This window comes from Halobacillus sp. ABH2_015 (assembly GCF_056158945.1).
In genome coordinates this window covers 2,154,407-2,176,397 of record NZ_JBSWUG010000002.1, presented here as the reverse complement: position 1 = coordinate 2,176,397, position 21,991 = coordinate 2,154,407, and the positions used below count along the sequence as shown (strand labels likewise).

Below are 21,991 nucleotides of genomic sequence, written 5' to 3'. Positions count from 1 at the left end.
ACACCCATGAGCTTCTTCTATTCTCAGGACCTGAAGAAATGGTATAATAGCAGAAGGATTTTGAAAGAAGGAGAGGAGTTCATGGGGAAAAACAAACGACATAAAGATAATACACACCTTCCCTTTCGGTTGAACGTGGTGTTTTTTATTGTGTTCGTCTTATTTGCCGGAATCATTCTGCAGCTTGGAGTTGTTCAAATATTGAATGGCGAAGAAGCACAGGATGAAATTGACCGCACTGAAAATACAACAACGACCATTTCTGTGCCGCGGGGTGAAATGTATGATCGTAATGGTCAGGTGATTGTTGATAATGAACCGTTATACTCGATTACGTATACACCACCCAAAGGGGTGCAGGGCGGAGATAAGCTGGAACTTGCTCAGACATTGTCCTCTTATATTGACATGGACTATGAAAGTCTGACAGATCGTGACCTGAAGGAATATTTCTACCTGCAGAATGAGCAGGAGGTCCGTGATCGTGTAGAGGATCAAGTGACAGAAGATATGGATAACGGCGATGTATATCAGCTGCAGCTGGACAGCATTACAGAAGAAGAGATCTCCGGCTACGATAATCAGACGAAAGAAGTCATCGCTGTGAAAAAGGAGCTTGATCAGGCGTATTCCCTGGCGCCGCATGTAATTAAGAATTCAGACATTACAGAAGCGGAATATTCCGCGGTGGCAGAAAACCTGGCGAAGCTTCCAGGCGTGAATGTAACTTCAGACTGGGAACGTACTTATCCGTATGAGTCCACGTTTCGCAGTTACCTCGGAAGTATCACATCAAGTGAGCAGGGTCTCCCTAAGGATGATCTTGATTATTACATGTCTCTGGATTACAGCCGCAATGACCGTGTTGGTACAAGCGGACTTGAACAGGAATATGAGGATGTTCTCCGGGGGACGAAGGAAAAGGTCCAGTATGAAACGGACAGCAACAACACCGTCATCAATTCCAAAGTCATCCGTGAAGGACAGGCAGGAAAAGACCTGCAATTGACCATTGATATGGAGCTTCAGGAAGAAGTGAATAAAATCGTCCAGGAAGAGCTTCAATCAGCCATCGTCAATGCGCCTTCTCTAAACCGTCATCTGGAGAATGCCATTGCTGTCGTTTCCAATCCGCAGACAGGAGAAATTCTGGCGATCAGCGGACAGACCTACAACCGCAGTCCGGAAGAAGGAGAGGACCGCTTCACAGACACTTCCCATCAGGCGTTATACAATGCCTATATGCCGGGGTCAACGGTTAAGGGGGCAACAGTTCTGACAGGTCTTCATGAAGGTGTCGTTACACCGAATACATGGATCAATGACAAACCTATTACAATAGCCGGCAGCCAAAAAGCATCATACACGTCGGGGATCGGATCTGTTAACGATATAGCTGCCCTGCAGCAATCCTCCAACGTCTACATGTTTTTCCTGGCTATGTATCTTGGTGGAGAAACAAGCAATCAATATAATATGAATGCTTTGAAACTGGAAGATGAAACGTTAGACAAGTTCGTTTACAATTTCAACCAGTTCGGGCTGGGCGTCACCACTGGAATTGACTTTCCGTATGAGGCAACTGGAGTCAATGGTACACTTCAAAACCCTGGGGAAATCCTTGACTTTTCCATCGGGCAGTTCAATACGTATACAGCGATGCAGTTGAATCAATACGTCTCGACAATTGCAAATGGCGGCGACCGTATACGTCCGAGTCTCGTCAACAGTGTCCACGAACCATCCAGCAGCGAGGGACTCGGTCCGGTTTATAAAGATTATACGCCGGAGGTGCTGAACCAGCTTGATATGGATTCGTCCTATATTGAGCGTGTACAGGAAGGCTTCAGGCAGGTGGCCCAGACGAGCGAAGGAACGGCGAGTTCCATATTCTCGAAGCAGCCCTATGCCCAGTATGATATGGCTGTGAAGACAGGTACGGCACAGGCGTCTAAAACAGTTTTCAGTGAAGATGGAGAGAGAACCACCTACGATGAGCTTCTGAACAAAACTTTGGTCGGCTATGCTCCATCGGATAATCCGGAAATTGCCTTTTCCATCATTTCTCCTTACCTGGGAGAAGGGGCAACAAGTACGTTCAACATCAGCAATAACATTGGTGCCCGGATTGGTGAGGCGTACTTCGAGCTGAAAGAAGCACGGGAAAATGGTACCGCTGACGAAGGACCGGATGAACAAGAGAATAACAACGGAGAAGATGCAGAAACTGAGGAGTGATACACAACGTATCACTCCTTTTTTTATACGAAGACGGAGAAATATAGCGTAAAAATAAGTCATTTCCCAATCTTTTTCGCTAAAAAACCTCAATTTACAAAACCTTTACGTTTCATTCATATGTTATTAAAACTCCGTCGTTAGTATATAAAATGTGAGTTGGCCAAGCGGCCGGCAGCATTAAATATTTATAAATAATAGGGGGAGAAAGAAATGAAAAACTTCAAGAGTTTAGCATTAATGCTTGCATTCATCCTTGTAGTAGGAGTGCTTGCAGCATGTGGTGGTTCCGAGGAAGGCAACACAGAAGAACAGGACAGCACAAGCGGTGAAGGTTCTGGAGAAGAAAGCTCCGAAGAAGTATCCGGCCCAATCGACATTGATGGTTCTTCTACTGTGTTCCCGATCATGGAAAACTTAACTTATTCCTATCAGCAGGAACAACCGGAAGTTGACGCAACATTGAACTCTTCTGGTTCCGGCGGTGGATTCAAAAAATCTACAGTTGGTGAAATTGATCTAAGTAACGCTTCCCGTGAGATCAAGGAAGAAGAAAAATCAATCGCTGAAGAAAATGATATTACTCTTGAGCCTCTAGAGCTGGCTTACGATGGTCTTTCTGTAGTAGTGAGTGCTGAAAATGATTTCGCTGAAGAGCTTACAATCGATCAGCTTAAGCAGATTTTCCTCGACTCTTCTGACGCTCAAATGTGGTCTGACATTAACCCTGACTGGCCTGAGGAACAAATTAAAATCTTCAGCCCTGGTCATGATTCCGGTACATTCGACTACTTCAACGAAGTTGTTCTTGAAGAAGAGCCGATGAAAGAAGGCGAAAACACAACTCTTTCTGAGGATGACAACGTTCTTGTACGTGGAATTAAAGACAATCCAAACGCGATCGGATTCTTTGGATATGCCTACTACGCTGAAAACCAGGACAGCCTGAAAGCTCTTGCCATTTCTGAAGGTGAAGGCGAAGCTGTTGAACCGAATCCGGAAACGATCCAGGATGGTTCATACACGCCACTTTCCCGCCCGCTATTCACATATGTAAACGTGAATGCTTATAAAGAAAAAGCGCAGGTTCGTGACTTTGTAGAGTACACGTTGAACAATGCTGGTAAAGCAGCTGAAGAAGTTGGTTATGTAGCTCTTCCAGACGAGAAATATCAAGAACAGCTTGATACAGTTCAAGGCTGGGCAGAGTAAGTTACTTTAAAACCTAACAAGGAGGGTGAGGCTGATTCCAGTCTCACCCTGCCTTATGGATGAGAGGAGTTTAATGATGGACAAAGGTTTGCAATCAGAGGGGAATATGATTGACGTCCAGCAGATGATTGAGAACAATAAGAAAAAGAAAACGGTCGGTGAAAGAATAGAGAAAATCATCCCGTTTTTCCTGTTACTTTGTGCAGCAGTAAGTGTTCTCACGACACTGGGTATTTTATTTACTTTATTAAGAGAATCGATCGGATTTTTCTCCGATGTTTCAATTGTTAATTTCTATACAGGATCAAACTGGTCTCCGTGGTCCGGCGAATATGGGGTTGCTCCGTTAATCGGTGGTACACTGCTTGTTACGCTGATTGCAACACTTGTTGCAGTTCCACTTGGACTAATGGCAGCCATTTTCTTGAGTGAGTATGCGAATGATAAAGTTAGAAGGGTCATCAAGCCTATCCTGGAAGTACTGGCTGGTATTCCTACAGTCGTCTACGGATATTTTGCTTTGACGTTCATCACTCCAATGTTTCAATCTATTATTCCTGATCTTGGAATTTTCAACGCCTTAAGCGCAGGGGTTGTCGTAGGAATTATGATTATTCCTATGGTTGCATCCCTTTCTGAAGATGCCATGAACTCTGTACCGAATGCTCTACGTGAAGGTGCGTATGGTCTGGGAGCTACGAAATTGGAAGTTGTAGTAAAGGTTGTTCTGCCAGCCGCTCTTTCCGGAATCGTTGCCTCTATTGTACTTGCTATTTCCCGTGCAATTGGGGAAACGATGATTGTAACGATTGCGGCCGGCGCTACACCGAATCTTACTTTCAACCCGACAGAGTCCATCCAGACGATGACTGCCTTTATTGTACAGGCTGCAACAGGGGATACGACATTCGGATCCACGATTTATTACAGCCTTTATGCAGTAGGTATGACCTTGTTTGTATTCACCTTGGTCATGAACCTGATTGCCCAGTACATTTCGCGTAAGTTCAGGGAGGAATATTAATGCTTGGACAGAATGAACAAAATATGAAGAAGCGCATGGAAGGCAGAGTAACCGCAAATAAAATCTCCATGGTTTTATTTGGACTTGCTACAGCTGTCGGCCTGATCGTTCTAGTTTTACTATTTTACCGTGTGTTGACTCAAGGGGTTGGATACCTCAGCTTGGATTATCTTTTAAACTTTCCTGCTCCGTACCCGGAAGAGGCAGGGATATATGCCGGCTTGATCGGGTCGATTTTCTTAATGATCATCGTTGCCGTGTTTGCCATCATTATTGGTGTAGCAACAGCCATTTATCTTGAAGAATACGCACCCCAAAATCGCTTTACAGACTTTATTCGTGTGAATATCCAAAACCTTGCCGGCGTTCCGTCGATTGTGTTTGGACTTCTGGGATTAACTTTCTTTGTCTATATGTTCAGCTTTGGGTACACCCTTCTTGCGGGTGGTTTAACCATGGCACTTCTTATTCTTCCTGTTATCGTTGTGGCAGCGCAGGAAGCTGTCCGGTCTGTACCGTCTGAAATCAAGGAAGCTTCCTATGGAATGGGAGCCTCCAAGTGGCAGACGATTGCCCGCGTGATACTTCCAGCGGCAATACCAGGAATATTGACAGGTGCCATCATTGCGTTGTCACGGGCCATTGGGGAAACAGCTCCGTTGATTATTGTCGGAGCAGCTACAGCTATTTATACACTGCCGGATTCACTGCTTGCGAAGTATACAGTGATGCCGATTCAAATTTATAACTGGACGGGCAGACCACAGGAAGAGTGGCAGTATGTAGCCGGTGCGGGGATCATTATTCTACTGGCTGTCCTGCTTTTGATGAACTCAATCGCTGTCTTGATCCGGAACAAATATCAGAGACGCTTTTAATTAGGATGAGGAGGGTTTCATTATGAGTAAAGTAATGGAAGAGAAAACAAACGTGAGAAACGAACAAACAAAAAAACCTGAAGTGAAATCAGAGGTAAAAAAAGAGAAAACCAACAGCATCATCGAAGTGAATGATTTGAACCTATGGTACGGATCCGATCAGGCTCTTTATGAAGTAAGCATGGGTATTCCACAGGAACGGGTAACGGCTATTATCGGGCCTTCAGGCTGTGGTAAATCTACGTTCCTAAAGACATTGAACCGCATGGTTGAAATGGTGCCGATTGTTAAAACGTCTGGTTCTATTAAATATCGCGAACAGGATATCTTCAGCAGTAAATTCAAGGAAGAATACCTTCGTACAAAAGTGGGGATGGTTTTCCAAAAGCCGAACCCATTCCCTAAGTCCATCTATGATAACGTTGCTTACGGTCCACGTATTCATGGTGTGAAAAAGAAAGAAATTCTTGATCAGATTGTTGAAAAGAGTCTGAAAGGGGCAGCCATCTGGGATGAGTTGAAAGACCGTCTTCATGAGAACGCGTATGGATTGTCCGGCGGTCAGCAGCAGCGTGTGTGTATTGCCCGTGCCCTCGCTGTAGAACCTGACGTTATCCTTATGGATGAGCCCACTTCAGCCTTAGACCCTATTTCTACAGCAAAAGTAGAGGAATTGGTTCAGGAACTGAAGGAGAAGTACAGCATTGTCATTGTCACACACAATATGCAGCAGGCAGCGCGTATTTCTGATAAAACGGCCTTCTTCCTAAATGGGGAGCTTATTGAATATGCCGATACAGATAACCTGTTCCAAAACCCTCAGGATAAGCGTACAGAGGATTATATTACAGGACGGTTCGGCTAATTCGGGAAGGGGTATTCTATGTCCATTCGTGTTCACTTTGAAGAAGAACTTGAAAGTATAAAAGAACAAATTAAGGATTTAGCTATCGATGTCAAGTACTCCCTTGATACAGCCATCCATCTGTTGTATCAGGGAGATGTGGAGGCAGCTGAAAAATTAATTGAAGATGATGCGGTGATCGATGCAAAGGAAGAAAAAATCAACGAGGACGCCATTTTAATGCTTGCCAAGCAGCAGCCCGTTGCCCGGGATTTACGAAGAATTGTAACAGCCATTAAGATTTCTTCTGATTTGGAGCGGATGGCGGATCACTCTACAAACATTGCCAAGGCGACGATTCACCTCGGAAAAAATCATGGGATTCAGATTGACCCTGAGCTTCGGGAGATGGCCATTTTAGCGATGGATATGGTGGATTTGGCTGTGAAAGCCTTTGAACACGAAGACATTTCCCTGGCGAATAAGCTTGCAGAAATGGATGATGTCGTTGACCGGAAGTGCGGGGATGTAGTGAAGCAGATGCTTGAATTCACGGCCATCAATCCTGAACAGGTGCAGCATGTCATGCAGATGGCTTATATAGCCCGATATATAGAACGATATGCCGATCACATCACGAACATCGGTGAAAGTATCTTCTATCAAGTTAAAGGAAGAACGTATGATTTAAATTAATTAATAAAAAGCGTCTGGATATGGATATCCAGACGCTTTTGGTCATACGACCTGTAAGAAGAAAATAAAAAGACCGTAAGAGCACTCTACACGCTCTTGCGGTCTTTTTACATACGTTTATTTTGAAGTCATGGCCCCGGCCATTTCTTCGAACGACATGGTTGACTTGACTGTGGCCTGGCCGATTTGGATATACCGGCTGTAACCGCCGTCTTCCATAAATGCAGTAAAATCATCCGCATCCTCAATGATGCCGGCATTCACTAATTTTTCACCGATTTCGGGAGTTGTCGTACCTTCGGCAATATCAATGGTATACGTTGTCTCCCCGGAACTGGATGGTTCTGCTTTTCGGGTTGACGGATTTTCAGCTTTTACCGCTGCCCATTCCTCATTGGAGAGTACCCGGTATCCAGACTGCTCCAGATCGTCCATCATATCTTGTTCACTCATAGATTCTGTAATCACTTCCGCTTCAGGGGATTCCGTATTCCAGTATGTTATTCCTAGAACAGCGGTTGATGTCAGTAATCCTATGGAAAAGGCCTGTATCCACTGCTTCATGATTGAACTCTCTGCTTCGGTCGGTGGACCATAGCAAGAACCTCATCTTCACTCAAATTCGTCTGCTTCGCTATGTAATGGGTTTTATAACCCTTTTGATACATGGTAAGCACCGTATCTGCTGCATTCAGTGGTGTGGAAGGCCTGCTTGTTTGTTTTTGATTGTGCTGATCGACAATTTCCTGTGTCAAATCTCCAGCAAGCAATTCCTCTTCAAGGACTTTCATTTTTTTCTTCATTTGATAATCGTTCTGCATCATTGTCAAGTTCATCTGTTCCATTTGATTCTCCAACTGTTTGATGCGGTCTTTAGCAAAGAAGGAAAGAATGAAAAAAACAATAGCTGCGCCCGCCAGCGCTGCAACTGCATAAAACATAATATCACTCCTAAACGAATCCCTGTTTATTTATATCATACAAATCACGGCCTGGCTATGGGATATTCAGCCGTTTTTACTGGAATATTCACTTGAAAGACAGGCAGGTTTTTGTTATTATGAGTAAGTCTGATAATGTGATTAAGTCAGTGATTAGATACTAGGAGGAATGAACATGCGTGTAAACATTACACTTGCCTGCACTGAAACAGGTGACCGCAACTATATTAGTACTAAAAACAAACGTAAAAACCCTGAGCGCATCGAGCTTATGAAATACAGCCCGCGCGTTGGTAAGCACACACTTCACCGCGAAACGAAGTAAGCAGTAGGATTTATTCCTACTGTTTTTTTTATACATATCGGAGGTGACGGGATGGATAAAACAGCGTACCGCTTTAAAGGAAAAAGCATCCTTCATAACATATCATTAAGAGAGAAACAGTCCATTGAATCATCCATGTATCAGAGCTTATTCTCCAGTGAAGAATGGAAAAAGGCCAAGATTATAGGAGTCACTCTTTCGCAGGACCATGAATGGTCTACAGAGCCGATCATAGAAGAAGGCTGGAAAGCAGGGAAGACCATTGCGGCGCCCCGGTGTCTGCCTAAGGAAAAGCAGCTGGAATTTTATCAGCTGGACAGCTACAATCAGTTGGAGCGCGTTTATTTTGGATTAAGGGAGCCGGTGCGGGATAAAGATTGGTTCGTTGAAAAGAATGCCATTGATCTGCTGCTCGTTCCCGGACTGCTGTTCGATTCCAAAGGGTACAGAATTGGTTATGGTGGGGGATACTATGACCGTTATATTGAAGGCTTTAGAGGGAAGACGATGATGATGGCTTCAGAAAAACAGCGCGAGGATACCCTTCCGTTTGAGGACTATGATCAGCGGGTGGAATATGTTCTCACAGAAAAAGGGATTCATTCCACCTATACTCTGTAATACAATACTGGTTTAAAAATCAAAAGAAGCTTGTATAAGGGAAGAGAGCTGAACAGAAACTAGGCGTATCCAATCACAAATGAGGTGTCTTACATGCGTCTATTCTTTCGGTGGATCTTCATTATCGGGTCTTTGATTACAGCGTTATACAAGTATCGTTACCAAGCCCTGGATGTAGTCACGAGATTTCCTGCCCTGCGCCGGATGCTTGTACGTTTTTCTATGAATATCCCGTGGGTGCGGCAGAAATTTCTATCCCAGATGTTTCGGGGGCACTCTTGAAGCGGTCAGGTTATCCTGGCCGTTTTTTATTTGTACAGTCAGGTAGTGTGAATGGCTGTGCAGGTGGGAAGCGTGGTAATATGAAAGGTGCAGGGAGGGACCGCCATTGTTTATTGAACAGGAATATTACCTCTGGAAAATGGCTGACTATATGGTCCAGGTTCAACATTTCCAGGTTCTCCATGTGAATACGAATCATGGGGAGATATGGCTGGAGAAAAAAGTGAATAAAAAAAACCATGTGTTCAGGCTTTCCCATAAACAGCTGAATTGGAGAAATGAACTGGCGAGGGAACTGGAAACCGGGTATCGACAGCTCAATCAAAACCGGTCTCTATTTCGCGGAGGGAAGCTTGAGTTTCATATGGTATTCGTATCTGAACATCCTCCTGTTGACGAGTGGGAAGATACTGTAAAGGGGTATAAGGATCAAAAAATCCCATTGCATTTGTATTATATGAATGATGAAAACAAGGAGCAGGCACTGGCTGACCTTTTTCAATCACTAGACATCGATAAGCCTGAAATCAACCGGAGTATAAGGGAAGAGGAAATGGAAGCTTCCCTTCCTTATATGAAGCATCAGCTCGTGAAAAAACAGAAAGATCAAAGAGAGGCTGCAGCTTCCATTTTTGATTACGGTCGTCCCCGATTGACCTATGTTCTGTTAGCCGTCAACATTTTGGTCTTCCTTTATCTGGAGATCATCGGAAGCACAACCTCCATTGAAACGTTGATTTCCTATGGTGCCAAATATAACCCGGCAATTATGGAAGGAGAATGGTGGCGGATCTTTACGTCGACCTTCCTTCATATTGGCTTCATCCACCTCTTTATGAACATGCTGGCCTTGTATTATTTAGGTTCTGCAGTAGAGAGGATTTATGGCACGGTGCGTTTTGCGGTCATCTATTTTGCTGCCGGCCTGTTCGGAGGGATGGCAAGTTTCATGATGAATCCTTCGGTCGCTGCCGGAGCTTCGGGAGCTATCTTTGGGTTGTTTGGCGCCCTGTTGTTTTTCGGTGTTCAGTACAAGCAGCTGTTCCTCCGGACGATGGGGTATAACCTCATCGTGATTATCGGGATCAATATTGCTTTTGGTGTGATGGTTCCTCAAGTGGATAACGGCGCCCATATTGGCGGATTAATCGGAGGGTTTACTGCGTCTGCAATGGTTCATATGCCGGCGCATTCCATGAAAAAATGGCAGCCCGCTGCTGCTCTGCTTTATATTGGAGCCATGGCAGCTATGGTATATCTTGGCATCACAGGCGTATTTAATGGGGAGCAGTCCAGGGTGGTTGTTGAGGAAGTAAGCGAGTTGAACGAACAGCAGTCCTACGGGGAAGTAATCCAACGCACCACCCAGGCTCTTGAGGACCCGCAGGGCTATGAGGCAGAACTTCTTTTCCACAGGTCCTATGCCTACCTGCAGTCCGGAGACTCGTCAGAAGCCAAGGACGATCTCGAGCAGGTCATATCCATCGCGCCGGATCTGGCAGAAGCCCACTACAACCTGGCCCTTCTGCTTCAGCAGGATGGTGAATTGGAAAAAGCGGCTGAACGGGCGTCCACAGCCGCTGAATTAAATCCGGACAATACAAACTTTCAACAGTTGAATGAAGAATTGGCTCAATAATATTGAATGAGCTGATGTTTTTTTCCTGTATCATCTTCGTACAATACAATTAAATGCTTCCCATCCTTGTCGAACAGAATCAGGGGAATGTAACTTTGAATCGGATGCGATGATTTCGTATCGCTGATACCCAGCACATAATTTTTATACAGCCCTTCCCATAGTTGGCCTTTGATGCGTTCAGAATCAGCTTCATTTGTCCCGGGTAAGGGCTTGTTATGATAATCCGCAAGTTCTGTAAGAGCGACTGCTGTATATTTGTCCCGTGGAATTTGATAATGGGTGATAAGCTCCTGCCACTGGGCTTCAATCTGTTGTTCAATAGAATGATCGAGCCTTTGTTTCCACTCCTTTTCCTCCTCGGTCTCCGGTTGCTTAAAAGCGGTTCGGAGCGAGTGGGGGGAATCGATGACGTACAGTTCATCCCTGGAGGTGGCCTGCATGCTCTTAATTTCATTTTCCCCTTCATGAACCTCTCCGTGGTGAAAGGAAACCGCCTGATATTTTTGACTGTCTTCGCCGTGGAGCGACGTTTCTTTTTCAATGACGTCTGCATTCTCCTTCCACTTCGATACAACCCCCTTCAATCTTCCATTTACGTAAAGCAGGGAAACGTCCTGCCTTAAATACACAGGACTTTCACTTTTGGAAGCTACCTTCCAGGATACTTTGTATTCGTCCTCGTCTTCCTCAGCGTCATAATCAAGAGCGGTTCCAAATGATTCGAATGTTTCCGATTGATCGATTGGGAAATATTTGATGACGGGCTGCTCTCCAGTCTGGGTGAATAATGCCAGGGCGACTGCCAGAGTCAGCGGGCCCAGCACCCAGTAGATCCACACTTTTTTCATTCGACTCTCTCCTTGGCCTGTCACAATCTTGAATTAGTAAAGGATATGTATTGAAAAAGCAGGACATGCCTCTGACTGGAACTTCTACATGAACCTCTGCGCATGAAATCGGGGGTTTGTAGGAAAAATAAAAGATAGCACAGGAGAGTGTAAGGAGGCAGGCGCGTGGAAGAAAAGAAAGATCAGCGATTGTTTGACAGTTATGAAGAAAATGTAGCGTATATGAGAAAACGACTCGGCGTGGACGAAAGCTTTGATATGGTTCATCTGGACCTGGTATATGCCGGCCGGGGGATGTCCTTGTTCTTCATCGATGGCTTTGTGAAGGATGATATTCTTCACTATTTAATGAAGCTGTTGTCTCGTCTGGAGCCAGAGCAGCTCGATCCCGATCCTTTAGATAAATTATTGAAAACCCATCTTCCCTATGTAGAACTGGGGCAGGAAAAAGATATGAATCAGGCGGCCAATCTCGTTCTGGGAGGACCGACAGCCCTTCTTGTAGAAGGGGTCGACGAGATCATTATCATTGATGCCCGGACCTACCCCGTACGCGGGCCGCAGGAACCAGATCTGGAAAGGGTTGTCCGTGGCTCCAGGGACGGCTTTGTAGAAACGATTATTTTTAACACCGCCCTGACAAGAAGGCGTGTGAGGGACCGGTCCTTACGAATGGAGTATCTGCAGGTCGGAAGAAGATCGCTGACAGATGTCTGTATCTGTTACATCAAGGATATTGCCGATACAGATCGAGTGGATCATCTGAAAAGGGTGCTGCAGGAGATCGATACGGACGCTCTACCTATGGCGGAAAAGACGATCGAAGAATATATCAGTGGGCAGCATTGGAACCCCTACCCGGTCATTCGTTACACAGAGCGGCCGGATACAGCGGCCGCCCACTTGTATGAAGGACATATCCTCGTCATTATTGATGGATCTCCAAGTGTCATGATTACTCCGGCAACGTTCTGGCATCATATGCAGCATGCGGAGGAATACAGGCAGAAACCATTGGTGGGGGCTTATTTACGGTGGGTCCGCTATTTTGCGTTTTTTGCATCTATTTTTGTTCTGCCCCTGTACTTCTTATTTTCAAAAAATCCAGACCTGCTTCCGGAGTCCCTTTCCTATATCGGTCCAACAGAAGCGGGAACCATCCCATTACTTGTGCAGTTCCTTTTTGCTGAAATTGGAATAGATATGCTGCGGATGGCCGCTATCCACACCCCGTCTTCTCTGGGGACAGCTCTGGGGCTCGTGGCTGCCATATTAATCGGACAGGTCGCCGTGGAAGTCGGGCTCTTTTCAAGTGAGGTCGTGCTGTACCTCGCCCTTGCTGCGGTTGGGACGTTTGCTACACCAAGTTACGAGGTCGGTCTGGCGGACCGTCTTTCCAGGCTCGCGCTTCTCTTGGCTGTGGGACTTTTCGGACTTAAAGGGTATGTGATCGGGATTACGTTCTGGCTGATTTACCTGACGCGGATGCAGACGTTCAAAACCCCGTATCTCTGGCCGTTTATGCCGTTTTCCTGGAAGCCCTTAAGAGATGTGCTGCTGCGTTCGCCCATTCCTTTGAAAAACAGACGACCCGCCTTTCTTCACCCGAAAGACCCTGACCGCTGACGGCCGGGGTTTTTCTGCATTTTCAATTGGACCGACTCTTGCTATAATAGGAACTGGTGATAAAATATGAAAACGATTTATGATGTTCAGCAGTTTTTAAAAAAATTTGGAACGATCATATATATTGGTGATCGGACAGCAGACTTAGAAATGATGGAAGATGAGATCCGGGAGCTCTATCAATCCCAGTGTATGACAACAGAAGACTTTCAGATGGCTTTATTGCTGCTCCGCAGTGAAATTGCCCGAGAGAGAGACCGGCAGGAGGGGGACAATCGACGATGAGCGGACACGTGTACATAGGTGCTGATATTGGCGGTACAACGATTAAGCTTGCTTTTATTAATGAAGATGGACAAATTATGAAAAAGTGGGAAGTTCCGACGAATACGGATGACAAAGGGGCGGCCATTCCTGAAGACATTTCCGAAGCCGTAGAGCAGGTCCGGGCGGAGCTGGGCATCCATCCGTCACAAATTATGGGGATCGGGGCAGGAGCTCCTGGATTTGTGGAAACTTCAACTGGTTATATCCACGAAGCTGTAAACATAGGCTGGAAAGATTTTGACTTCGGTCGAATTTTAAGTGGACTGACGGGCTATGACGTTTGGGTCGATAATGATGCCAACCTTGCAGCGCTCGGAGAGAACTGGCTCGGGGCAGGGCGCGGATGTAAAGAACTCATCGCGGTTACGCTTGGAACTGGAGTAGGCGGAGGTGTGATCGCCAACGGCAGTGTATTGAATGGGGCGAATGGAACAGCAGCAGAACTCGGCCACGTAACGGTCATCCCTGAAGGCGGAGCCCCTTGTAATTGTGGGAAGACCGGATGTCTGGAAACAGAGGCGTCAGCTACAGGGATTGTTAGAAAGGCGAAAGTGGAAGCGGAAAACTATGATGACTCTGCTCTTCATTCCTTTATTCAATCCGATGAGCTTACAGCCAAAGATGTCTTCAGAGCTGCTGCGGAGGGAGACGAAGCGGCATCGGTTGTTCTTCATCAGGTAACCGACGTGCTTGGAATGGCAATTGCCAACATGGCAATCGTTATCAACCCTGAGAAAATTGTCATCGGTGGTGGGGTTTCACAGGCTGGTGATCAACTGCTGAACCCCTTGAAGACGGCGTACCGTAAATATGCCCTTTCCCGAACAGCGGAAGCGTCCACTTTTGAATTTGCAGAACTTGGAAATGATGCCGGGGTTATCGGTGGAGCGTATTTAGTGAAAAAGAACAAATAAAAAAACTGGAGCCTTGTCGGCTCCAGTTTTTTTGTGGGGATTCGGCTCATAGAAAACATTCTTCATGTTGGAGGAGGCCATGATGATGAAATAGGTAGATAGACCTTATCGAAACTGGTAAAATCAGGGTAATAAAATTTGAAACTTTTATGGTACAATAGACGTCATATATAAAGTGACGGTTTAATATTGATAATAAGTGGAAAATGTAAAGTTAAATAATGGCTATGGTTAAAAAATGTAAAGATATGGCCATAGATGTACTAGAGGAGGAACCACCATGCAATTGAGAAATATTCGCATGCCTTTATTTATGATTGCTACGGTTTTATTTGGTATTAAGACATACATCGTTTACCGATTTATGTTTGATTTATCGATTGAAAACCCCATGCAGGAATTGATCCTGCTGTTTAATCCGATTGCGAGTGCCTATTTGATTTTCGCCATCAGTGTATGGATGAAACCTAAGAATCAACGGAAATACTTAAGGTGGACCGTGCTTCTCGGTTCTTTTATTTTGTTCGTGAACTTGATCTTCTATCGGAATTTCACTGATTTCATTACCATTCCTGTATTGTTCCAGGGGAATAATGCAGCGGACTTAACAGGGAGTTTCCTTACGCTTCTGCATATCGAGGATATTTTCATTTTTGCCGATGCAGCCATCGTCTGGTACTTGAGCAGACAGAGGTTTGATTTGACTGTAAAGCTTCCTAAGCGTGGGAAGATCGCTGCAACAGCCGTCACTTTTCTGCTGCTGGCCGGCAATGTCGTCCTTGCTGAAATTGAGCGTCCGATGCTGTTTGTGCGTGCGTTTGACCGCGAGTATCTCGTCAAAAACATAGGCATCTTTAACTACCACGTGTATGATGCGACCATGCAGACAAAAACGAGAGCGCAGAGAGTATTCGCTGATGGTAGTGAAATTAGTGAAATCGAGTCTTATCTTCAAGAGAAATCACCGGATGAAGCTGATAAGGATGCTGAATTGTACGGGATTGCTGAAGATAAAAATGTGATTTTCGTGAGTGTGGAATCTTTCCAGCACTTTTTATATGATTCAGAAATCAATGGAGTAGAGACCACACCTTTCCTGAACGAATTGAAGGAAAGCAGTGATACGGTTACGTTTGAAAACTTCTATCATCAGACTGCTCAGGGGAAAACGTCTGACTCAGAGTTTATCGTGGAAAATTCGTTGTACCCTCTTGGCAGGGGAGCGGTGTACTTCACCCATGCCGGGAATGAGTACCATGCGCTTCCTGAAATTCTCAACAATGAAGGATATGAAACATCTGTTTTCCATGCTAACAATGGAAGCTTCTGGAACAGGGATGTGATGTATGACAATATCGGATACGATGAGTTCCACGATGAGCAGTCCTTTGACGTGACACCGGAAAATTCCTTTGGATGGGGACTTGAGGATAAGGCGTTTTTCGAGCAGTCGATTGATTATTTGAAAGAGCAGGAGCAGCCGTTTTACAGCAAGTTTATTACGCTGACCCACCATTTCCCATTTGAACTGCCGGAAGAAAAGGCGCATATCGACAAATACGATTCCAATTCCAATACGTTGAATGCATACTTCCAGACAGCCAGGTATACAGATGAAGCGCTGGAACAGTTTTTCCAACAGCTGAAGGATGCGGATCTTTATGAGGATTCCATTATTGTTATGATGGGTGACCACTACGGCATCAGCGATTTTCATAATAAAGCGATGAGTCAGTTCCTTGGAGAAGAAGTGGATCCATTCGTTCAAACACAGCTGCAGCGTGTCCCGTTCATGATTCATATCCCAGGGTATGAAAATGGGGGCGTGGAGAATAAGGTCGTCGGGCAGATTGATGTGAAACCGACCCTGCTGCATTTGCTGGGGGTTGATTCCGGAGGCGATATGACCTTTGGTGACAACATGTTCTCTGAGAAGAAAAAAGATTTCATCGCTCTCCGTGATGGCAGTTTTGTGACGGAAGAGTATGTCTATACCAGTGAGACATGCTATGACAGGGAAACAGGGGAACCGTTGGAAGAAGGGCAGGCGGAAGCTTGTGAACCTGTGAAGCAGGAAGTGGACCAGGAGTTGAACTACTCTGATAATATTATTTACGGAGATTTATTCCGGTTCTATGATTTTAAATAATGAGAAAAGCTTGTACAGTTGAACTGTGCAGGCTTTTTTTCTGCTGCATAAATGTCCTATCAGGAGGGTAAAGATAGGCAGATAGATGAAAAAGGGGGAAGGGCTGTGTTTCGTTTTGAACATGTCAGCCAGCAGCCGCTGGAGGATTTGAATTTTACAATAGAAAAAAAAGATCAAGTCATTTTATTCGGTCCATCAGGAGCTGGAAAAAGCACGCTGTTATTTTTATTGAACCGACTGAATGATCCCGGGAAGGGGACCATCTATTTTAAAGATGCGCCTATCTCTGAACACCCTGTAACGGAATTAAGAAAAAAGGTGGGGCTGGTCCTGCAGGCTCCGAATTTGTTTCCGGGGACCGTTCTGGACAATTTGAAATATGGTCCCAGCCTTTTTGGTGAATGGCAGGAAGAGGACGGCAGGAGGCTCCTGGATTATGTCCAGCTGCCATCCAGCTATTTGGAAAGGGATGTCGATCAACTGTCCGGAGGAGAAAAGCAGCGGGTTTCCCTGGCAAGGACACTTGCGAATTCACCGGATGTCCTGCTCCTGGATGAACCGACAAGTGCACTGGATTACCGGACGGCTGAAGAAATCGAGGAAGTGTTGGAAGAGCTCATACAAGAACACGAACTGACGATGGTGATGGTTACTCATAATTTGAATCAGGCCCGGCGGCTTGGAACGCGCGGCCTTTTTGTTGCTGACGGAAAGCTTCAAGAGGATGGAACCATCCCGGAAATGTTGGAAAACCCGAAAACGGAACGACTCCGTGAATTTTTGGAACAGTAAGGATGTGGTGAAGGTTGGCTCCTGAAATATCAAATCAGTCATTATTATTTTTAGTGATCTTTGTCATCGTCCCGCTTGCTTTGTCTTATTTTTATCAGCTTGGAGTCAGTAAAAATGTGTTGTGGTCAACATTCAGAGGGACGGTGCAGTTGTTTGCCATCGGCTACATATTAACCTTTCTATTTGAACTCCCGGCCTCTTATGGTATTCCTCTTATGCTCTCGGTTATGATCATCATCGCCACTTTTCATGCCAGGCAACGGGGAAAAGAGCTGCCTTATGTCGGCTATGTCTTATTCGCCGGTCTGGTTGCGATTGAGGCAGGAGTGCTCGGTCTCTGGCTGATCTTTGACATGATCCAGTTTAAGCCCTCAGAAGTCATCCCGATGAGCGGGATGGTCATTGGGAACAGTATGACAGCCATGGGACTGGCTCTCGAAAGGATGAAGAGTGAGTTCAAGGAAAATAATGGTCGGCTGTTGGCGGCTTTATCACTCGGAGCGGAGCCGAAGCAGGCCTCACATTTAATTGTACAAAAAACACTGCATGCTTCATTGATCCCAAACGTAGACCGGCTGAAGACCATTGGTCTTGTACAGCTTCCCGGAATGATGACGGGTTTGATACTCGGAGGTGTATCGCCGGTTATGGCGATTAAATATCAGCTTGTGATTTCCCTGAGTATCTTTTCTTCTGTATCCTTAAGCTCTATGTTTATTACGCTCGCTATGTATAGGTATTTCTTTAACAGGGAGAAGCAGCTGCTCCAGTCGGAAGAGGAAATCCGCAGTTCCAGATCCTAAAAAAAGCAGGCTCTTCATCAGAAGAGCCTGCTTTTTCATTTAAGCAAAGAGATTGTACCAGATTGTCATGACAGAGAACCAGCCAAAAACTAAAGCTGAGGCCCCTGCAAAAAGGACAGCGAAAAAGTTTTTTGTTTTCAGTTCGCGGAAAATTGCAAAGACACAAAGAATTGTAACAAGTAATAGAAGAATAGCTGTTACCAAATTCAGCACCTCCCGGCCCACTTTTCTTTATTATCATCCCAAAACCATGGATGTTATACTATATGTAACGAACGTTGATACTCATATTTTATAGTATTATAAGGAAAATGTCGAGTTATCTCTCCGTATTTTCTGAAAATCAAAAAGAGGTGGATCCTATGATGAAAATTTCCCGTCTTCCCTTAGGACCGGTATCCACAAACGCTTACATTATTCATGAGAATAAAAAAGCGCTGGTTATCGACCCCGGCGGTGATTACAAAAAGCTGGAAAGTTATCTCCAGGAAAGAGAACTGGACGTGAAAGCAGTCCTTCTGACACATGCCCATTTCGACCATATCGGTGCCGTCGATGAGGTGAGGGAGGCCTATGATGCTCCTGTGTACATACACGAAAACGAAGCCGGGTGGCTCGGAGATCCTGAGAAAAATGGTTCCCAGCTGTTTGGGCTTGGCCGGATAACAGCGGCTCCTGCGGATGAGTTCCTTAAGGAAGGGCCAATGGAATTGGAAGGCTTTCCGTTTGAAGTGCGTTTTACTCCCGGTCATTCACCGGGCAGCGTGTCCTTTGTGTTTAGGAATCAAAGGTTTACCATCGCAGGTGATACACTCTTCCAGCGCGGCATTGGGAGAACGGACCTTCCTGGTGGAAGCCGGGAGGTGCTGGAGGAGAGCATCCGGACGCAGTTGTTTTCGCTGCGGGCGGATATGCGGATTTTCCCCGGACATGGCCAACCGACTACAGTGGGCGAAGAGATAGAGGAAAATCCTTTCCTTAACTAAAAAAAAGCTGTTATCCATAGAACTGGATAACAGCTTTTTTTCTAGTGTCCACCAAACCCCGGTACCAGAATAAACGAACAGTAGTAAGTAAAACCAATCATAAAGACTGTCAGGTATGAGAAAAATATGTACACATACATACGCTCTGACAGCTTAAGATACCCAATAGTAAGGAAAAAAGCCGTTTGAACTAGTGAAAGTAGAGATGCTTCCACCATATCACCGGTATAAAACATGACAGCGAAAATACCTGTCCAAAAGGCCAGAACTCGAAACATACGATCCATGCTTTTTTCCCCCTCCTTTTCTGTCGTTAAACCATCACCCATATTATATACGACCCTGAAATAATTGTAAATAAAACGGATACATGTTCCTTTGTGTAGTATGTGTATATCCATTTACACTTACTCGTAATCGTCCTGATTCAGTGTGAACTCTTTACCTCATCCGATCTTTCATGGATCTTGCTTGTATTTTTCGATGAGTGCTGCGTAATTATGCAGAAAAATGCCTTATAATTGTGAACATTTTATGTCAAGTGAAGAAATGTGTTTAAAATATTGTACAAAGGTTATACAATCACTGTACAACGATAAATAACACACAGCGAGGAGAGCTGAGCATGGAAGAGTTAAAATTTTATACCTACCCGAGTTGCACGTCCTGCCGACGCACGAAGTCATGGTTGAACAGTCAGGGGGTCGTTTTTAACGAACAGCACTTGTTCCGTGAAACTCCTACAGCCGATGAACTGAGACAGATTCTCGCCCTTACAACAAACGGAATTGATGAAATACTAGCTAAAAGAAGCAAGGAATTCAAGGCTTTGGATATTGATGTAGACGACCTTTCCCTCAATGAATTTTTGAACCTTGTGATTGAAAAGCCGAAATTGCTGCGCCGTCCGATTTTGACAAATGGCGAAAAGCTTGTCATTGGCTATGATCCAGAGGGACTGCGTGGAATTACAGATAAACGCGTGGAATACACAGAAAAAATTTCATGAACTTACTTAATGGTGCACCTGAATGGAGGTGCATTTTTATTTGTCTGGATATTGGTAAGTGACAACATATTTACTTCCCGATTGGTTCACGGATAATTCCCAGCTGCACTTCCATAAGGCTTCGGTTTCTTTCCTGCATTCCGCAGCGGCTGTTCCGTTCGCGGTGTGGTAGGAATAGGGAAAAACCGCCTCGCTATCTGGTACCTGTGCCAGCTCAGTGTTGATGTAGTGCCGTGCTCTCTCCAGCAGATGCTTTTTTGTAATGCCATATTGGTGGCTTTGTGTAAGCCTGTGGTGGTTTTCAAAGGAAGCAGCTGTGTATGATACAAGAAGGACAAAGACAAGGGTAACCATCAGGACCCAGGGGAAAATCATACCGGATTCACTTTTTGTGAGGCAGGTGAACCACCTCTTCAAAAGTTTCCTCATTTGTTAAACCCACCTCTACAGATACTATAAAGTCCTTTTCGGTATACGACAGGTTTTTAACGTTTTCCAGAAGGATTTCGTATCCCTTTCCATTTACTGTACGTTTAATCGTGGAGCCATTTTGGGAGATTTCGATAGTCCGGTCATCCTTGTCTGTAACGACAAGGACGTCCCGGGTGAAGGTATACGTCTTGGACTGACTTACCTCCTCATAAAGAACATGGGTGAATTGTTCCGCAGCAAATTCCTCTGTATAGCTGCTCATACCTTTGATGAGAGGAAAGACGGGACTGATGAAGGCTGTTACGATGGTCAGGATTGTCAGACTCAGAACAACTTCCGTGAAGGTATAGCCCTTATTCCGGCGGAACATCATACAGGCAGAATTCATTTTCGCGATCATTGATATCCTTCCAATAGGCACAGCCCGTGCCACCGCCTTCCTTTGTGAATATCAGTGTGACTGGATTTTGAATTTGATACACTTTTGTATAAGGGTAGGGCCGGTTCTCTTGGAGGTGAAGGTGATATTCATCGTATAAAAGGGAAACAGCTTCCCGTTCCCATGAAAGAGCGGCCCGGCCGTTTTCGAGTGAGATAAGAGCCGGGAAGAGGGTGAGAAGCAGCACCAGCAGGACACTGAACGCTGTAACGGTTTCCAGAAGAGTGAACCCGTTAGAGTTCCTCAATTCTCATCCTGCTCGTCCCAAAAGGGAACGTGATTTTATACGTAGCATCAAGTGATGAAATCCTCATCGTCCCGGCTTTCCGGATGGTCCCCTGCTGGTTGAAGTAAACGTTATAGGGAAGTGTCAGCATTTCAATCGTCCACCCTTCAGGCAGTGTAGTTTTTGTGATGGTTTCCCTGTGAAGGGAGTCGTAAATGTAATAGTATCCCCGGCTTGTATTAAAACGGAGTGAATGGTACCCATGATCGTTCATGGATAAATGTTGAATGAGGTATACATCTTCCTTGAATTGTTCCAGGACCTGCGTAGTCTTCACTTGCTCATAAGTGGAGTGGTGGATCGGAGTCAGGCAGAGAATCAGCACAGACCATGTGAGCAGGACGAGAAGCGTTTCTGTCAGGGTAAATCCTTTATTCCCCCGCAGCGTCCACTACCTCACCGTTTGTAATGGTCAGGGCTGTACCATCTGGACATTCGGTTGTCTTGATGTATTCAGCTGTTTTCAACTCTTCGATGGTCGGAACAGCATTGTTTTCGACTTGATAAGCTTCCATCTGAGCTTCCACCGTCACTTTTAAGGCGTCACACCCTTTAGTTCTGATATTTTCTGTGTTCTGCGACAAGTTGGGGATGGTGATGATCAGCAGAACAGAAATCACGAGCAGAACGATCAGCATTTCTATCAGCGTAAACCCTTTTTCATTTTTCCACATAGG

27 protein-coding genes are annotated in these 21,991 nt (G+C 45.2%); 17 read left to right on the top strand and 10 right to left on the bottom strand.

The annotated features are described in order from the left end of the window. The first annotated feature begins 81 nt into the window (after nucleotides 1-81). The 6 genes from ACXAD6_RS11590 (at nucleotide 82) to phoU (ending at nucleotide 6,892) form a co-directional block, all read left to right on the top strand. A complete protein-coding gene (locus tag ACXAD6_RS11590) occupies nucleotides 82-2,238 on the top strand; it encodes a peptidoglycan D,D-transpeptidase FtsI family protein (RefSeq protein WP_474969002.1) in 2,157 nt (718 codons plus the stop codon). A gap of 213 nt (nucleotides 2,239-2,451) precedes the next feature. Further along, nucleotides 2,452-3,450, top strand: a complete 999-nt coding sequence (locus ACXAD6_RS11585; protein WP_474969001.1) for a PstS family phosphate ABC transporter substrate-binding protein — start codon at nucleotides 2,452-2,454, stop codon at nucleotides 3,448-3,450. 76 nt (nucleotides 3,451-3,526) lie between these two features. After that, entirely contained in the window at nucleotides 3,527-4,474 is a 948-nt protein-coding gene (pstC, locus tag ACXAD6_RS11580) for a phosphate ABC transporter permease subunit PstC (protein ID WP_474969000.1), read from the top strand. Beyond that, nucleotides 4,474-5,352 (top strand): phosphate ABC transporter permease PstA, encoded by an 879-nt coding sequence (gene pstA, locus ACXAD6_RS11575; protein WP_474968999.1) that lies wholly within the window; start codon nucleotides 4,474-4,476, stop codon nucleotides 5,350-5,352. The genes pstC and pstA overlap by 1 nt, the downstream gene beginning before the upstream one ends. A 22-nt stretch (nucleotides 5,353-5,374) precedes the next feature. Further along, on the top strand, nucleotides 5,375-6,217 hold the full coding sequence (gene pstB, locus ACXAD6_RS11570) for a phosphate ABC transporter ATP-binding protein PstB (protein ID WP_474968998.1): 843 nt from the start codon (nucleotides 5,375-5,377) through the stop codon (nucleotides 6,215-6,217). An 18-nt stretch (nucleotides 6,218-6,235) separates the two neighbouring features. After that, nucleotides 6,236-6,892, top strand: coding sequence for a phosphate signaling complex protein PhoU (gene phoU, locus ACXAD6_RS11565; protein WP_474968997.1), 657 nt, complete (start codon nucleotides 6,236-6,238; stop codon nucleotides 6,890-6,892). 117 nt (nucleotides 6,893-7,009) lie between these two features. Here the strand turns inward: phoU and ACXAD6_RS11560 are convergent, their stop codons facing one another. Then, complete coding sequence (locus tag ACXAD6_RS11560; RefSeq protein WP_474968996.1) at nucleotides 7,010-7,456, bottom strand: hypothetical protein; 447 nt, start codon at nucleotides 7,454-7,456, stop codon at nucleotides 7,010-7,012. Further along, a complete protein-coding gene (locus ACXAD6_RS11555; protein ID WP_474968995.1) occupies nucleotides 7,453-7,833 on the bottom strand; it encodes a DUF6115 domain-containing protein in 381 nt (126 codons plus the stop codon). The genes ACXAD6_RS11560 and ACXAD6_RS11555 overlap by 4 nt, the downstream gene beginning before the upstream one ends. Nucleotides 7,834-8,008: 175 nt before the next feature. Between ACXAD6_RS11555 and rpmG the strand changes: the two genes are divergently transcribed. From rpmG to ACXAD6_RS11540, 3 genes are all read left to right on the top strand, one after another. Beyond that, the gene (gene rpmG, locus ACXAD6_RS11550) at nucleotides 8,009-8,158 is read left to right on the top strand and encodes a 50S ribosomal protein L33 (RefSeq protein WP_027955394.1); all 150 of its coding nucleotides are present in this window, start codon (nucleotides 8,009-8,011) and stop codon (nucleotides 8,156-8,158) included. Between the two features lie 51 nt (nucleotides 8,159-8,209). Then, nucleotides 8,210-8,779, top strand: a complete 570-nt coding sequence (locus ACXAD6_RS11545) for a 5-formyltetrahydrofolate cyclo-ligase (RefSeq protein ID WP_474968994.1) — start codon at nucleotides 8,210-8,212, stop codon at nucleotides 8,777-8,779. A 388-nt stretch (nucleotides 8,780-9,167) separates the two neighbouring features. Continuing rightward, on the top strand, nucleotides 9,168-10,700 hold the full coding sequence (locus ACXAD6_RS11540) for a rhomboid family intramembrane serine protease (protein WP_474968993.1): 1,533 nt from the start codon (nucleotides 9,168-9,170) through the stop codon (nucleotides 10,698-10,700). On the opposite strand, the gene ACXAD6_RS11535 is transcribed toward ACXAD6_RS11540, so the two are convergent. Continuing rightward, the gene (locus tag ACXAD6_RS11535) at nucleotides 10,694-11,551 is read right to left on the bottom strand and encodes a hypothetical protein (protein WP_474968992.1); all 858 of its coding nucleotides are present in this window, start codon (nucleotides 11,549-11,551) and stop codon (nucleotides 10,694-10,696) included. The genes ACXAD6_RS11540 and ACXAD6_RS11535 overlap by 7 nt on opposite strands. Nucleotides 11,552-11,773: 222 nt before the next feature. Between ACXAD6_RS11535 and ACXAD6_RS11530 the strand changes: the two genes are divergently transcribed. The 6 genes from ACXAD6_RS11530 (at nucleotide 11,774) to ACXAD6_RS11505 (ending at nucleotide 18,162) form a co-directional block, all read left to right on the top strand. Beyond that, nucleotides 11,774-13,177 (top strand): spore germination protein, encoded by a 1,404-nt coding sequence (locus tag ACXAD6_RS11530; RefSeq protein WP_281658387.1) that lies wholly within the window; start codon nucleotides 11,774-11,776, stop codon nucleotides 13,175-13,177. Between the two features lie 66 nt (nucleotides 13,178-13,243). Next, entirely contained in the window at nucleotides 13,244-13,462 is a 219-nt protein-coding gene (locus ACXAD6_RS11525; protein ID WP_027955399.1) for a YqgQ family protein, read from the top strand. Further along, the gene (locus ACXAD6_RS11520) at nucleotides 13,459-14,418 is read left to right on the top strand and encodes an ROK family glucokinase (RefSeq protein ID WP_474968991.1); all 960 of its coding nucleotides are present in this window, start codon (nucleotides 13,459-13,461) and stop codon (nucleotides 14,416-14,418) included. The genes ACXAD6_RS11525 and ACXAD6_RS11520 overlap by 4 nt, the downstream gene beginning before the upstream one ends. Before the next feature lie 280 nt (nucleotides 14,419-14,698). Then, on the top strand, nucleotides 14,699-16,567 hold the full coding sequence (locus ACXAD6_RS11515; protein ID WP_474968990.1) for an LTA synthase family protein: 1,869 nt from the start codon (nucleotides 14,699-14,701) through the stop codon (nucleotides 16,565-16,567). A gap of 105 nt (nucleotides 16,568-16,672) precedes the next feature. Next, nucleotides 16,673-17,359, top strand: a complete 687-nt coding sequence (locus ACXAD6_RS11510) for an ABC transporter ATP-binding protein (RefSeq protein ID WP_474968989.1) — start codon at nucleotides 16,673-16,675, stop codon at nucleotides 17,357-17,359. A gap of 14 nt (nucleotides 17,360-17,373) precedes the next feature. Then, nucleotides 17,374-18,162: an ABC transporter permease gene (locus tag ACXAD6_RS11505; RefSeq protein ID WP_474968988.1), complete on the top strand. Its 789-nt coding sequence runs from the start codon at nucleotides 17,374-17,376 to the stop codon at nucleotides 18,160-18,162. A gap of 39 nt (nucleotides 18,163-18,201) precedes the next feature. On the opposite strand, the gene ACXAD6_RS11500 is transcribed toward ACXAD6_RS11505, so the two are convergent. Then, nucleotides 18,202-18,366 (bottom strand): DUF2759 domain-containing protein, encoded by a 165-nt coding sequence (locus tag ACXAD6_RS11500; protein ID WP_084163120.1) that lies wholly within the window; start codon nucleotides 18,364-18,366, stop codon nucleotides 18,202-18,204. A gap of 158 nt (nucleotides 18,367-18,524) precedes the next feature. Here ACXAD6_RS11500 and ACXAD6_RS11495 point away from each other — a divergent pair, with 158 nt between their 5' ends. Beyond that, a complete protein-coding gene (locus ACXAD6_RS11495) occupies nucleotides 18,525-19,148 on the top strand; it encodes an MBL fold metallo-hydrolase (RefSeq protein ID WP_474968987.1) in 624 nt (207 codons plus the stop codon). Nucleotides 19,149-19,189: 41 nt separating this feature from the next. On the opposite strand, the gene ACXAD6_RS11490 is transcribed toward ACXAD6_RS11495, so the two are convergent. Then, nucleotides 19,190-19,435, bottom strand: coding sequence for a DUF2626 domain-containing protein (locus ACXAD6_RS11490; RefSeq protein WP_027955405.1), 246 nt, complete (start codon nucleotides 19,433-19,435; stop codon nucleotides 19,190-19,192). Nucleotides 19,436-19,773: 338 nt separating this feature from the next. On the opposite strand from ACXAD6_RS11490, the gene ACXAD6_RS11485 reads away from it, so the two are divergent. Then, nucleotides 19,774-20,157, top strand: a complete 384-nt coding sequence (locus ACXAD6_RS11485; protein WP_474968986.1) for a Spx/MgsR family RNA polymerase-binding regulatory protein — start codon at nucleotides 19,774-19,776, stop codon at nucleotides 20,155-20,157. A gap of 36 nt (nucleotides 20,158-20,193) precedes the next feature. Here ACXAD6_RS11485 and ACXAD6_RS11480 read toward each other — a convergent pair whose 3' ends face one another. The 5 genes from ACXAD6_RS11480 to comGC are packed head-to-tail and all read right to left on the bottom strand — an operon-like array spanning nucleotide 20,194 to nucleotide 21,988. Beyond that, nucleotides 20,194-20,532 (bottom strand): hypothetical protein, encoded by a 339-nt coding sequence (locus ACXAD6_RS11480; RefSeq protein WP_474968985.1) that lies wholly within the window; start codon nucleotides 20,530-20,532, stop codon nucleotides 20,194-20,196. A 7-nt stretch (nucleotides 20,533-20,539) separates the two neighbouring features. Beyond that, on the bottom strand, nucleotides 20,540-20,989 hold the full coding sequence (locus tag ACXAD6_RS11475) for a competence type IV pilus minor pilin ComGF (protein ID WP_474968984.1): 450 nt from the start codon (nucleotides 20,987-20,989) through the stop codon (nucleotides 20,540-20,542). Beyond that, on the bottom strand, nucleotides 20,943-21,275 hold the full coding sequence (locus tag ACXAD6_RS11470) for a prepilin-type N-terminal cleavage/methylation domain-containing protein (RefSeq protein WP_474968983.1): 333 nt from the start codon (nucleotides 21,273-21,275) through the stop codon (nucleotides 20,943-20,945). Before ACXAD6_RS11470 ends, ACXAD6_RS11475 begins: the two co-directional genes overlap by 47 nt. After that, the gene (locus ACXAD6_RS11465) at nucleotides 21,262-21,639 is read right to left on the bottom strand and encodes a competence type IV pilus minor pilin ComGD (RefSeq protein WP_474968982.1); all 378 of its coding nucleotides are present in this window, start codon (nucleotides 21,637-21,639) and stop codon (nucleotides 21,262-21,264) included. Before ACXAD6_RS11465 ends, ACXAD6_RS11470 begins: the two co-directional genes overlap by 14 nt. Nucleotides 21,640-21,685: 46 nt before the next feature. Then, the gene (gene comGC / locus ACXAD6_RS11460; RefSeq protein ID WP_474968981.1) at nucleotides 21,686-21,988 is read right to left on the bottom strand and encodes a competence type IV pilus major pilin ComGC; all 303 of its coding nucleotides are present in this window, start codon (nucleotides 21,986-21,988) and stop codon (nucleotides 21,686-21,688) included. Nucleotides 21,989-21,991 lie beyond the last annotated feature (3 nt).